Here is a 13,739-nt window from a genome sequence, read left to right on the forward strand (position 1 = left end):
CGAAGTAATATAAAGTACAGATTTTGAAAGGAGACATTTATGATTCATAACATCAAACTAGATTCGCATAATATGCATTCATCGTTCAGCCGGAATTATGAACCGATACTGACCATCGATTCCGGTGACTCTATTCAATTAAAAACTCCTGATATCCAATGGGGATATTCTGAATCTGAAGGACAAGAACGAACAATTTTCTCGTCCAGAGAAAAGGAAGAACAGCCCGGCCATCCACTTGTTGGCCCTATTGCCATTAAAGGAGCCAAACCTGGAATGGTGCTGGAAGTCAGAACCAATAATGTAATTCCCGGCTGGTATGGCAGAAACTGGGCCGGCGGCTTGCCAAGCTGGCAAAATGAGAAATTGGGGCTGACTGAAAGCGAACGTCTCGAACTGGATTGGAAACTGGATGCTACTACTTCCACAGGCAGCTGCAAAATCGGAAATAGAGAATTCCGTGTCAGCCTTTCCCCGTTCCTCGGCCTTATGGGAGTGGCACCTTCTGAGCCGGGTGTCCACCGGACAACTCCTCCCCGTTATTGCGGCGGCAACATCGATTGCAAAGAACTGACAAAAGGCAGCAGTTTATTTTTGCCCATAGCTGTCGAAGATGCCTTATTTTCCTTAGGAGATGGCCACGCACTGCAGGGAGACGGTGAAAGTTCTGGCACGGCGATCGAATGCCCTATGGATCTGGTTGACTTGACGCTGATTGTCCATGAAGACATGACCCTCAATATGCCGCGAGCCAATACGGCTGCCGGTTGGATTACGTTTGGTTTTAATGAAGATTTGAATGAAGCGGCAGCAGTTGCGCTAGATGACATGGTCAAGTTTATGCAGTCGCTTTATAACATCTCAAAAACGGAAGCGACAGCACTTTCAAGTGCAGCAGTTGACCTACACATCACACAAGTTGTAAATGGTGTAAAAGGTGTCCATGCCATCTTGCCTCACGGTGCTATCCGATAAAGTTAATAAAAAAGCAGCAGTAGGGTTCCTATGAAGGACTCCCACTGCTGCTTTTATATCTTAATCTAATTTTTTTTTGCTTGCCCTTTATTTGTTACGACAGTGTAATTACCGAATTCATTGATGTTGACCGTAAAGGTATTCCCATTCAAACTGCCTTGGAAAATCTTCCATTTACCCTTCAAGTCTTCGCGTGCACCAAACTGAACCTTGACAGCACCGTCTACTTCGAAACTGAGTGATGCAGCGGTTTTGAAATTCAAATGGATTCTTTTTCCGCTGGTGTCTTCAACTTCAATTCTGATTTGTTCTGCAATTGCAGGACGGCCGTCTACCGCTTGTGCATCATCGAACATAAGGTTCAATATGAATCCATCGCCAGTTGCTGCGGCCAGTTCTTTTACGTTTTCAGCTGAAAGGGCCAAATCGGCTTTTGGCATATCAATTACTAACGCTTTGCCACTCTCTAAAAGCTGGGCTATTGTTTGAGCATGAAAATGGATTGCCAATTCGCCGTCTGCATCTGGCTCTCCGGCTTCAACAACTGCTTTTTCTCCAGAGAAATCCGGTTTTGCTTCTTGTTGGCCAGGAACGACCGGTTCTTTGAAATCGATTTGGGCAAGAAGTGGATCATGGTCGGAAGCATGTCCGTGTTCATACATGAACATCGAGTTGATATGAACCATATCAAGTTCTGTTTTCTCAGCCAAATTGTTTGTTACAAGAAGGTGATCCAGAACTTGCGAATTGCCTTGATAGTAATAAGAGTAACGGTCTTCTAACGGCACGTCTTCGACTTTGTTCGCCAAGTTGTCGCCTTTCAATGCCTGAAGTGCCGGAGTGAATTCAAAATCATTCATGTCACCTGTTACCACAACGTTCAAATTGGGATCCTGTTCTTGTCCTTGTTTGATAAAATCGTTGATTGCTGTCGCAAGTTTAATGCGTTGATCCACCGATTTGAGGATTGGTGGCTGTGTTTTGCCAAATAGTCCTTGATCGCCGCCTTTTGAATTCAGGTGAGCTGCAATCACAATCACTTTTTCACCTTGGAAGCTGAACTGAGCTGCCAAAGGTTTACGTGTATTTAGCATTTCAAACGGCTGGATGCGACCCGGGTTAGAAGCAAGTTCGCCATCTATCCATTTTGTATGAGCCGTAGCGCTGCCTTTAGGTGCTTCAGCAAGCGTTACCCGTTCCGGATTGTAAAGGAAACCTACACGGATGTTTCCGCCCGGCTCCCCGCCGTCTTTATTGTATTCCGGTGCAATGTCCGTAAATTTATAAGTTGGACCGCCTGCAGCTTCTATTGCTGCAACCAAACGTTCGTAGCTTTGGGTTGCGTCTGTGTTGCCTGAGGCAATCGGGCCATCATTGTCTTGGACTTCTACCAATGAGACAATATCTGGCGATTTCAAGTTTTTAACAAACGATTCGCCAAGTCTCGCCGCTTTTTCATCTGACGTATGTTTCGGATCTGCCGAGAAGTTTTCCATATTGTATGCGGCAACCGTCAATTTTTCTTCATCTTTTTCTATCCAAGTAATTTCCGGAGCAGAATCTCCTTCAACAAGTTCCGGCAATCCGGCTCTTTCTGTCCATAACCGGTAATTGCCGAATCCATAACCCAGTACTCCGACTACATCACCTTTAAAGGAATCGCCTGCTTTTGCAACAAAAGTGGTGTCATCAAAATCGACGATGATCCGTTCAGGGTTATAGTCGTTTTCGGATAAAAGAATTCCGCCTTGTTTGTGGAAATACGTGTTTGGGGAATTCTCAGCGACAACAACAACCTCGCCGTATGCCTGTGGCCCCAAGATTTTTGCGTTAGGTACAGCTAAACGCATCAGTTCAACAGATTCCCAGAAATCGATGCCATCTTCTTCCGGGTCAAACGAAGCCATGTTATCGTTATCGATAATTTCTGATGGCGGGAAGATATCACGTCCGACAACTAGCGGTTCAGGCAATGGAGCTGTGCCTGTTTTAGTCGTAGTCGTTGCGCGGATCCGCGTAATCGGCAGATCATTGTCTTTCATGTCAGAGTAACCTTCTTGAAAATGTTCTTCGACCGTTCCGCTGACAGTGACCAAATCGCCAACAGCCAAACCGTTTGATGCTTTATTGACCATCAATGCTTCAGAAGTTGTAAGGTCGTCATCAGGATTTGTATCCTGGATCACAAAATTGGCAGAGTTGTAGATATGCGTTACAACGCCTACGATATCATTTACAACAACACCCGTGTAATCCGAAAAATGGCTAGCGCCTTGGATGTCGCGAATTTTCAAATCAGCGGTTTTTAAAACGGTATATTCAAAAGTAAAAACTTTTGATGTTTCATTGCTGATCGCAATTGCTTTGATCTCTGTATCTTTAGTTAATAGGATAGGTGCAGAGTACTTAGTGCTTGAAAGGGTTGGTTCAGAGCCGTCTAACGTATAAAAAATCGATGCATTTTCCCAACCGGATCGAAGGTTGATCTCAGTCCCTTCAGATACTATCCCCGGAAAAACGTCCGTGTAGACTGCAGGCTTATTTACAAGGTCAAAGCTTTCCTGGCCAAGCGTTTTCACTTGGTAGGTCGAGTTGAACTTAGACGCAATCCCCGTCACATGAACAAGATCGCCTTCTTTGTATTGTCTAGTAAACATTTCATACGTTAAGCCATTCCGGTTATCGTTTCGGACGATGACCGATTCGCCGTTTTCAGCAGTTGCGGTGAATTCGAATGTGCCAAAATTGTTAATCGATTTTAAACCGGTGATCGCAACATTTCGCAATTCGATGATTTCGCCTTGAGTGTCTTCAGCAATCCCTTTAGGCGAAACCGTTTGCACTTTCGGCAAATCATTGTTTGAAGAAATTACTTCAACGGCTGTTGGCTGCAATTGCAGTTCGCCTGAGAAAACTGAAGTTTTTCCGGTTAAGCGGACCTTGTCTCCTGGCGAGACATTGGCAGCGCTAACAAAAACATACAGCCCGGCGGTATTATCCTGGATATAGAATGCTTTTCCGCCCCAAAATCCCATTCCCGTAGTGACGATACCTTCCACTTGAATCAGTTCGCCATTCGAGTTGCGTGCTTCTGCAATGGAATCCAGCACTTTTGCTGATGGCGGTGTTTCGCCTTTAGCAATTATTGAATAAGCAGTTGGAGATCTTAATCCCGGGACACTAAAGTACGCGCTAAGTGAACCGGTAATCGTTACTTCTGCTTTGAAATTATCTGGGTTGTCTACTAAATTTAATGCTGAGCGGATAGAACCACTCGGCAATTGGACCGGTATGATTTTCGCAGGGTCTTTTTCATCCGGAGAATCCGCCAATCCAACATTAGTAGCTACTGTGAACGGCCTTTCTTGATTATAATTGGTTCCACTTGTTGCAGTGCCTACAATAAATCCTTTCACTGTTGCAGTTCCCGTATTGTTGGCAATTGCTTCTCCAACCGAAATTGGGTCTGCAGCTTCTGCCTTTAATGAATAAGGCAAGATGACCGATAAAATTAAAAGAAGACTTAACAAAATTTTGCTGATCGAGCTTTTTGTCACATTGTTCACTCCTCAAGTTTAGTGGGCCTTACGTGAGTATTATACAAAATAAGTATTAAGCACATATTAAAAAGTTATAATCTTTCAATTTAATTGCCCAAAGGTCCTGAAAATGAAAAGTTGTCTAGAGAGGTCCTGATTTATTGTTCCTACATTTTTTCTTCTTGCTTCATTCCAGTAGAAACAGTAGAAAACGGAAGAAAAGCCATTCCCATGGTTTGTTCTTAGAACAGTCTGGAAATGGCTCTTATCTTATTCTTCTCTTTTAAGTTACAAAGGTTTAGTTGCTTACAGCACAATCAGGTGCCGGTGTCGATGCTCGTTTTTGGCATGCTTTGCTTAAAGCTGGAGTTTGCGCCACAATGCGGTTTTCCATTTGCGGATTTACTTCTTTCAAAGTCTTGATATAATCGATAAACATTTCATAATCCACATTGCCCGGTTCGCTGACGCGGCCGTCGGCATAAGCGGCAGCAAATGGCGCATAACCGTCGCCGCCTTTAGCGGTGAACGTGTTTGTCGCTACTTTATATTTGTCTTTTTCTTTTAATTTTTTGTATTTGCCGTTTTTCTCGACTTGAATATCCGTTACACGCGAACCGACTGGAGCAGCAGGATTGAAGGTGAATTTAAGTCCTGCTACATGAAGGAAACCACCGAACTCATTCGGGTAATCCTTAACGGAATGTTCAAGGGCCGCTTTTAATTCCGTGCCAGTCAGATTCATGATCGCCAACGCGTTCCCGAAAGGCATGACTGTCAATACTTCACCCACGGTAATGTCTCCAACATCGATTGACGCGCGGATTCCGCCGCCATTTTGGAGTGCAATCGTTGTTTCAGGATCGATGGTTTTCGCAGTTGCCAGCATGCCATCGGTGATCAGATTGCCTAGATTAGTTTCGGATGCACGTACACCTGTAGCTCCACGGCCCCCGTTCAATACGACTTTCGAAACCGCTCCGGTGGATTGGTTTTTGAGGGCTGCAATCTCATCTGCATACGGTTTTAACTTTTCCGTAGCTTCTGCGTTAGCAGCCGCTTTCGCAACCTCGTGCAACTGACCGGCATAGTTCGTGATTACGCCTGCTTCATTGAACGTTACGTCCAATTGGCCGAGGAAGTTATTGTATTGTTCCGCTTGGACAATTACAGTCGGCTCGCCGTGCTTATTATTTACAACAGGTGTTGCCAGCTTAGAGTGCGTATGTCCGCCCACAATTACGTCGATCCCCGCTACTGCATCCGCAAGCAGTTGGTCGTTGTCATATTGAGCCGAATCGTCGAAACCAAGGTGCGTAAGCGCAATGATTTTATTGACGCCTGCAGCTTGGAATGCTGCCACTGCTTCTTTTGCAGCCGCAATATAGTTAGTGAATTCTACAGAACCCGGGCTTGAGATGGCACGAGTCTCTTCGGTTGTAAGACCGAAAATACCGACTTCTTCCCCGTCGATTTCTTTGATGATGCCGTTATAGATTTCACCGTTTTTAAATTCTTTTGTATACGTATTATTATCTAATGGTGCTAGAATTGGATCTTTCGAAACATTGACGTTTGCAGAAACAATTGGAAAATCGGCTCCGCCGACAAATTCGCCCAAAGCTGCATGGCCTTCAGCGCTTGCACCTAAATCAAACTCATGATTGCCAAATGTCATCGCGTCATATTTCATCAAATTCATAAAATCAAGATCTGCCTGGCCTTGAAACGCATTAAAGTAAAGCGTGCCTGAAAAAACGTCTCCCGCATCGAGCAATAGATTATTCGGATGCTTTTCGCGAATTTGGTTCACCAACGTTACACGGTTTGCAACTCTGTCTAAGTTCGCATGCGTATCATTCGTATGCATGATCGTCAGATTAAAATCTCCTTCTGCCGCGTTTGCCGGAAATGCAGTCTGGAATCCTAGTGCACTAGCCGCTAAAACCGAAGCTATTGCCGTCTTCATGAATTTACCTTTCATTTGACACCATCCTTATCGTTTTTGATAGTTGGCCCAATCCACTGCTGTGTAAGCGCAACCATACATCATCAGTTTATCATGGACGTTTATTTACAACAATAAGCAAAATTCCATCTATTGGTCCCGTTAACAGTTTGTTTACATAAAGGCAGCTCCTTTAATCTTCTTAAACCACATAACAACAGCCCTATCTTTTGATTTAAAAAAGATAAGGCTGTTGTTATAGGCACTGTGTAAAGTTTATATTAAGTGCATTTTCTTACAGAGAAACAAAAGTTGTTGAAAAAAACAGATCGTTTTTTCTGTATACAAGCTATATTTTAAAGATTTTTCCGGTCATCCGGTTGACTACCCGTCTGACAGCTCGGCGGGCTAATCGTTCATGGAACGTCCCATTCTTTATCGCATTTAAATCACCAAGAACCCGGCCAGTCTTGTACAAAATCGACTCAACTTTTCTAATGTTCATTTTTCTTTACCCCTTTCTAAGCTTTGGACTATTCAATTTGCTCATGGAGCGTAACGCTTTCCAAATAATTCACGTATCGTCTAAGTTCTTTCGCCTGCTCTCTGCTAATTTGCCCTGCATTGTACATTTGGTAAATTTCAGAACGGGCCATATCCATGATGATTATGCGAAGTTCTTCTTTTTGGATATCGTAATTCTCATTAAAAAGCGCTTCCGGTCTTTTCAATCCGCTGATCATTCGGTTATACTCCATCGCTACTGTTTCGGCCGTCTTATCCTGCTGCTCTTCTTCTAGGCGGCTTTCCAATTTTCTATAGGCCGCTTGCAACGCTTCCAATTGGATTTCCTTCCCTATTTGTATTCTTACTAAGCGAGTTTCTTCCTCTTTTAAATAATGTCCTCGGAATCGCTTCCAGGCTCTTATCAGCTTTCCTTGCAGATAGATAGTGAAAGCCCTAAAATTCTTTTCAATTGCTTGCTCTCTTCTTCTTAAAGACTTGTCCAGTGCATCATATATCTCTTGTTCTAGGCCTCTTGTTTTTCTAACTTCTTCAATATATTTCCTCTCTTCCATCAATGTCCATAATCGAGTTTTCTTTAAATTCTGTACGTATTTTCTGCTTTTTTGTTCCAACAGTTTATCATTCGGCTCTAACTGATTGAGCCTTAGCTGATATTCATCCATCAATTCATAAGCGGCCGGTTCATTCTCTTCGGACATTTCATCCTTTATTTTATTAATGGAAGCCAACAGAACCCGTCTTCTAGCTTCTTCCAAACTCATTTCAGATTCACTTTCTCCGTCGTCCATTATTCCTCTGCTCAAAAGCGGAAGGATTATGGTCGCTACTATCAAAGTGAAAAGAATGGTCCCTGCAGCTAAAAAGAGGATGAGCGACCGGTTCGGGAAATCTTCTCCGCTTTCCAGAACAAAAGGGATCGATAAAACCCCAACCATGGTAACGGTCCCACGCACGCCTGTTAAACTGACAAAAAGTGTTGTTTTCAAATTCGGTTCGGCAAGGTCGTCCGCTTTACTATAGCGATATTCATACAAAGCGAATAAATAAGCCCAAATAAACCGAATTCCTAAAATAAAGGTGCCGATCATGACAACATATAAAAGAAGCGGCCAAAGTTCGGCATTCGGATTTTCCAATATTCCGCTCATAGATACCGGAATACTTAACCCTAACAGCAGAAATACCACACCATTTAAACTGAATAAAATAATCTTCCATATGTTTTCGGTTAATATTTGCTCTTCGGCGATAAAACTTTCCGTTCGCTCCCGAACCAACGAGTGAACGATTCCTGCGATAACCACCGCAATAACCCCGGAAGCATGCAATAAATCCTCTGTTACAATGAAAATTAAAAACGGTGTCATGATATGAAGCAAGGTGAAAAACGTTACATCGTTGATCCCCTGTTTCCTTAAAAGATAGCGGACGCCAATGAAAAGCAATCCTAGTCCCAGTCCCAATAATGCGCCTGCTATGAATTTATAAGAAAAATCGAGCACCGCCTCTTGCAGAGAGAAATAACCGGTTACCACTGCTGCGACGGCATAGTTGAAAGCGACTAGACCAGAAGCATCGTTGATCAAAGATTCGCCTCTAACGAGATTCAATACTTTTTCCGGTATATGGATACGTTTGGCGATTCCATTGACAGCAACTGGATCGGTCGGAGATAAAATGGCAGCTAAAGCAAACGCTGCAGCTAAAGGTATTGACGGTATTAGCCAATGGATAAAATACCCTCCTGCAACTGTGGTCACTAAAACCAGAACAATGGCATTCCCCAAAATCGGGCCCCTCATTCTCCATAATTCCTCACGGGGAAAATGCCTGCCGTCGTTGTACAGAAGTGGTGCGATAAACAACAATAGAAACCATTCAGTTTCAATATCAATGGAGATATCTTTGAATATCAAAATGAGAATAACACCCAACACTACCTGGATCAACGCTGTCGGTAAATAAGGGGTATAGTGGCTGACAACATTGGAGATTAATAAGCAAAAAAGCAGCAGTAAGACGGTTAGCAATAAATCCATAGACGTTCCCCATTCTGAACAGAATTAAGTTTTACTATTTGGTTTGTTTTTGTATACCCGATTTTTCAGGTTTCCCTCTCTTGGTACGACTGCTCTGAAAGAAAAAATTGAATTTATTTACGTTTTTTAATCCAGTGCCCTATTTTGATATGACTTTAATAAAATCGGCCGCCTTATCTGTATTCGTGCCCAAATAATTGCAACCCAAAAGCCGTCCATCGCTATACGAGCGATGGACGGCTTTTTTTAGTTATTCAGCTGGCGGTCTGCTTAATACCCTTTTTCGCTTATCAAGAAAAACATTTCTTTTGTGCCATCTAAAGTAAAGTTCATTTTCCGGATAGGCTTCAACTTTCATTTTTTTTGCTAATCCGTATAGCGGATAATCCTCTTCAGCAATTTTTCTGGAAACCTGTACATTGCCGCTAGGGTTAATGGCAAAAAAACCGTTCCGGTAGAGCGCATCATGGTTTCTGCATAAGACAATGCCGTTATGTGGATCTACTCTTTCCAGATCTCCACTGTCTTTCCAAGGTTTCGCGTAACTGGCTATCAATAACGCATCCATCTGAATGCTGCAAACTTGGCATTGCTGATTCCACATCGGCATGAGGAGCTTGCGGAACTGCTCTTCACTTTTTTCTAATTTCGTTTTTGCCTCCAGAACCGTTTCGGCAATCAACATGACGAGCGGGTGATGTTCTGTTCTGCGCACCACTTCTATTGCCAGTTCCAACTGTTCCTCTTCTTTTACATGCACATTGAGCAGGCTGATGATTTCCAGCAGCTTCAACAGCAACTCCTCATTACAGGTATACAAATAACCGGGATTCCCGCTGCCATCCTGTTGGAAAGCAGAGTATTTTTTCGGCAGTAAAGGGGCTATGTCTGCTATATGCTCATGTATGACGACCGGTGTTTCAAGTTCCTGGTATTCTGTCACTACCAGATAGCCGTTGAGATTGTTGATGCCATCCAGTAAATTGGGGCGGATTGCTTCTTTGCAATCTTCAGCTGCCCTGCTGATCGCCACGATGGCTCCTCTTACATAATGTAAGATCCGGTCGCCTTTACTGACTTCTGTCATTCGTTTGTATGAATGCGGGACCATTCCGGATTTATCTTGCTGGGGTGACCAAATGATCCCCAATTTTTTTTCTTGCTGATAGGTCTCTCCTTGCATAACGATAAAACTGTTCACTTTATTGCCTCCTAGACACACCGTCTTATTCCTTTTAACTTTTGCTATTTTTTATTTTACCTTATTTTCTTCTGTACGTACGTTTATCAGCCAGTTTCTTCTCTATTGACAGTCAAAATAAAAAGTTAAGCTCCTGAATTGGCAGCCTAACTTTTCTGTTTTTCCTGGTATTATTTGATGCCAGAACTCACAACACTTCTTACGAAATACCTATTGGCTGCAACAAAAATGATCAAAGCGGGCAAAGTGGCAACCAAGGTAGCCGCCATCATTCTCCCAGGATTGACAAAGTTCGCCCCTTGAACAAGATTCGCTACACCTACGGTCACTGTTTTCATTTCATCCGAACTCGTAACGACCGATGGCCACAAAAAATCATTGTAAATTGTCAGGAATGTCAGCACAGACAAAGTCGCGACCACAGGCCGGATTGCTGGGAATATCACATAACGCAATATCTGAAGCACAGAAGCGCCATCGATAAATGCCGCTTCTTCCAAATCTTTCGGAAACCCTCTTAAAAAGCTGTAAATCAGAAAAACGCCCATTGTATTTGCCGAATAGATCAATACCAAAGGTGCATACGTATCGATCAGCTGAAACTGCCGGAAAAGATAGAAAGCAGGGAATAACGTGACTATGCCTGGCACTGTCAACGCGGCAACTACGATGCTTAGAAAAAACTTTTTCCCCGGCAAATTCAACCGTGCTAAAGAGTATGCTGCAAGAACATCCACAAATACGACCAATGCAGTTCCGGCTAGCGTCACCAATCCGGTATTGAATAACCAGCGCAATACGGGGACTTCAGCCCCGATGCCCAATATGCTTCCGTAATTTTCTGCTGTCCATGATTTTGGAAATAACGCTGATGATGACATGGCTTCGCCCAGAGCCTTGAAGGAAGTGAAAAGCATAAAGATTAAAGGAAGCAGAAATAATAAGGCAATGATTGACGCAACTATAACTACGATTGCGGTTTGTGTTTTTGATTTCTTCATGTTTCTCCTCCTTATTCTTTACGGAACGAATAAAAATATTGAGTTGCAACTATCGCCATCATAATCATCCCCATAATGATTGCCATGGCAGAACCGATCCCTAAATTATTCTGGTTAAAGACCATCTGCTGAATTATCATGATCAAAGACTGCGTACTTTGCGCCGGTCCTCCTGCTGTAATCAGCAATGTCTGTCCATATAAATTAAAAGATGCAATAACAGATATGATGGTCAAGAACACAAAAACTCCTTTAATGGAAGGAAACGTAATGTAACTGAATTTTTCCCACCAATTTGCCCCATCCAAACTGGAAGCTTCATACATGGTTTGATCGACTTCATCTAATGCATTGATAAACAAAATCATATTAAATCCGATTGTCCACCAGACAGTGGCGACTAGTATAGCTATCCATGCATAAGGCTGCTCATTCAGCCAGTTGATTGAACTTAGCCCCATCGTATTCATTACGTTGTTTACGTATCCTCCATTTCCGGTAAAGAGCCATTTGAAAATGGCCGACACGGCGGTCACAGAAACAGCGTAGGAAATGAAGAAAATGGTACGGAAATAAACTTTCAATTTATTTGGGATGCTATCCACCAATAAAGCGAGCGCCAAACTGATCATTACTAGCGGAATAACGCTGATTGCAACAAAAATAAGGGTATTTTTCAAACCTAAGTAAAATGCAGTGCTATAGATATTCCCTGGTGTGAGGATGGCTATATAATTATCAAGGCCGACAAAGCCCCCATTACCGCCAAATACGCTCCAGTTATGAAGGCTAATGTAAAGGCCATACACTAAAGGGACAATTAAAAACAACACAAAACAAATTAAAAAAGGCAAATACATGATCAAGGACCAGGTTCTCGAAATCTTCATAGTTCCATTTACACCCCCGTCAGTTAAATAGAACGGCATTCCATTTCTCGTATAATGAAATGCCGTTCCCAATTTGTAATTATTGTTGAGGTGCTGTGTCTGCGATCTGCTTAGCTTGTTCTGCAGCTTTTTCTAATTCTGACATCAGCTTCTCTTTCGTCATGCCTTCTTTTATGACTTGCGGGTAAACATTTTCAACCATATAACGCATCTGTTCGCGGTATTGATAAAGCTTTGGAGCTCCTAGGAACGTATCAAACTGCTTTATATTCTGCGCTGCCAAAGGATATTTTTCAGCATCTTGTTCAACCAACTCCATAGTTTCCAAATGAGTAGGAGCCTGGCCGCTGTCTGCCCAGTTGATTAAATTTTCAGGTGTATACATATATTTCAAGAACTCCGCAATCCCTGCTTTTTTCTCGTCATCTTGTACTGATGCCGGCAGCGCCAATGTATGGCCTCCGCCGTAAACACCCGGCTCCTTACCTAAAGTCGGAGCAGATGCAATTCCTAAATCATCATTATAGGCTTCCTTGACTGCTCCGTAATACCATGGTCCAGTTAAAGCAGTAGCCGTCTGCACCGAACTGCCGCCCTCATCCACCTGTTTCATGAACGCCTGGAATTCGCCATCCAAACCAAGTCCAGACGGGGAAATTTTGTCTTTGAAAATCATATCGTTATAGTTCATTAACGCATCTGCCAGGTCTGCCTGTGCAAAGTTCACATGGTTGCCATCGATCATATCAATGCCATTTTGCGCTGCCATCGTCATGATAAACCATTCCCCCAAGCCAGCGCTTGGAATTCCTGTAGCGAAAAGATTCGGATCTTGCGCTTGCAGCTCGTCTGTCAAAGTTTTCATTTCTTCATAAGTGGTTGGAGCTACTGGAGAGAGTTTTTTATTATAGAACATCGTCATAGGGTGGATATCGAGAGGCACTGCAAAAGTTCCGTTTTCAAATGTTACCTGCTCTTTTGCAACAGGATGAAAATCGTTAGGGCTGATGCCCGCAGTCTCTATAACACTGCTGATATCTTGGATCATGTTATCTTGCCGATAAGTTTCCAAGTTGTCAGAATGAATCAAGACTAGATCATAATTGCCTGTCTTGAATTTTGTATAATGGTCTTTTTCCTGAGATTCTTCGACCACGTATTTGTCTTGCGATTCATTAAAGCCGTTAGTAATTTTTTTCATAAATTCACCATCGCCGCCGGTAAATCCGTTAATATACTTGATAACTATTTTGCCATCCGCATTTTCGCCGCTTGAACCAGAACCCCCACCGCACGCGCTAACTATCATTGCCAAGATTAAAAGAATAGAAAATAACAATTTTCTTTTCATCAATGATGCCCCCTTTTAGAATAATGGCGCTTACAATCAATACTAGCCAAGGCAATTTTCAAAGCTTCAACTCCTCTCGATTAGGCTTTAGTTACAGAGAAATAAGTTGTTATTTTCTCAATATTATAATAATTCGGAACACAAAGCAAATAGGCAATCAAATCCTGTCAGTTATCTAGGACCTATTAAGCAGGCAGGCTGTATTTCATCCTGCCGTTGAATTCCAATAAACTCCTTAAGAAGCCGAATAACAGAAAGTCTCATCCT

The 13,739-nt window shown here is 42.8% G+C and carries 9 protein-coding genes; 1 reads left to right on the forward strand and 8 read right to left on the reverse strand.

Translation table 11 applies throughout. The features are described from left to right. The first annotated feature begins 39 nt into the window (after positions 1-39). On the forward strand, positions 40-975 hold the full coding sequence (locus tag B0H99_RS00205; RefSeq protein WP_106531607.1) for an acetamidase/formamidase family protein: 936 nt from the start codon (positions 40-42) through the stop codon (positions 973-975). A gap of 65 nt (positions 976-1,040) precedes the next feature. Here B0H99_RS00205 and B0H99_RS00210 read toward each other — a convergent pair whose 3' ends face one another. The 8 genes from B0H99_RS00210 to B0H99_RS00240 form a co-directional block, all read right to left on the reverse strand. Continuing rightward, positions 1,041-4,532: a DUF6359 domain-containing protein gene (locus tag B0H99_RS00210; protein ID WP_106531608.1), complete on the reverse strand. Its 3,492-nt coding sequence runs from the start codon at positions 4,530-4,532 to the stop codon at positions 1,041-1,043. Positions 4,533-4,812: 280 nt separating this feature from the next. After that, positions 4,813-6,498, reverse strand: a complete 1,686-nt coding sequence (locus tag B0H99_RS00215; protein WP_106531609.1) for a bifunctional metallophosphatase/5'-nucleotidase — start codon at positions 6,496-6,498, stop codon at positions 4,813-4,815. 313 nt (positions 6,499-6,811) lie between these two features. Then, the gene (locus B0H99_RS17685) at positions 6,812-6,967 is read right to left on the reverse strand and encodes a hypothetical protein (RefSeq protein ID WP_181313526.1); all 156 of its coding nucleotides are present in this window, start codon (positions 6,965-6,967) and stop codon (positions 6,812-6,814) included. A 28-nt stretch (positions 6,968-6,995) separates the two neighbouring features. Then, a complete protein-coding gene (locus tag B0H99_RS00220) occupies positions 6,996-9,029 on the reverse strand; it encodes a Na+/H+ antiporter (RefSeq protein ID WP_106531610.1) in 2,034 nt (677 codons plus the stop codon). 250 nt (positions 9,030-9,279) lie between these two features. Further along, positions 9,280-10,230, reverse strand: coding sequence for an HNH endonuclease (locus tag B0H99_RS00225; RefSeq protein WP_106531611.1), 951 nt, complete (start codon positions 10,228-10,230; stop codon positions 9,280-9,282). Positions 10,231-10,400: 170 nt separating this feature from the next. Then, a complete protein-coding gene (locus tag B0H99_RS00230) occupies positions 10,401-11,231 on the reverse strand; it encodes a carbohydrate ABC transporter permease (RefSeq protein WP_106531612.1) in 831 nt (276 codons plus the stop codon). A gap of 11 nt (positions 11,232-11,242) precedes the next feature. Next, positions 11,243-12,121, reverse strand: coding sequence for a carbohydrate ABC transporter permease (locus B0H99_RS00235; RefSeq protein WP_106532004.1), 879 nt, complete (start codon positions 12,119-12,121; stop codon positions 11,243-11,245). A gap of 79 nt (positions 12,122-12,200) precedes the next feature. Beyond that, positions 12,201-13,472 (reverse strand): extracellular solute-binding protein, encoded by a 1,272-nt coding sequence (locus tag B0H99_RS00240; RefSeq protein WP_106531613.1) that lies wholly within the window; start codon positions 13,470-13,472, stop codon positions 12,201-12,203. Positions 13,473-13,739: the final 267 nt, after the last annotated feature.

The sequence above is a fragment of the Planomicrobium soli genome (genome assembly GCF_003014655.1).
Taxonomy (GTDB): domain Bacteria; phylum Bacillota; class Bacilli; order Bacillales_A; family Planococcaceae; genus Planococcus; species Planococcus soli_B.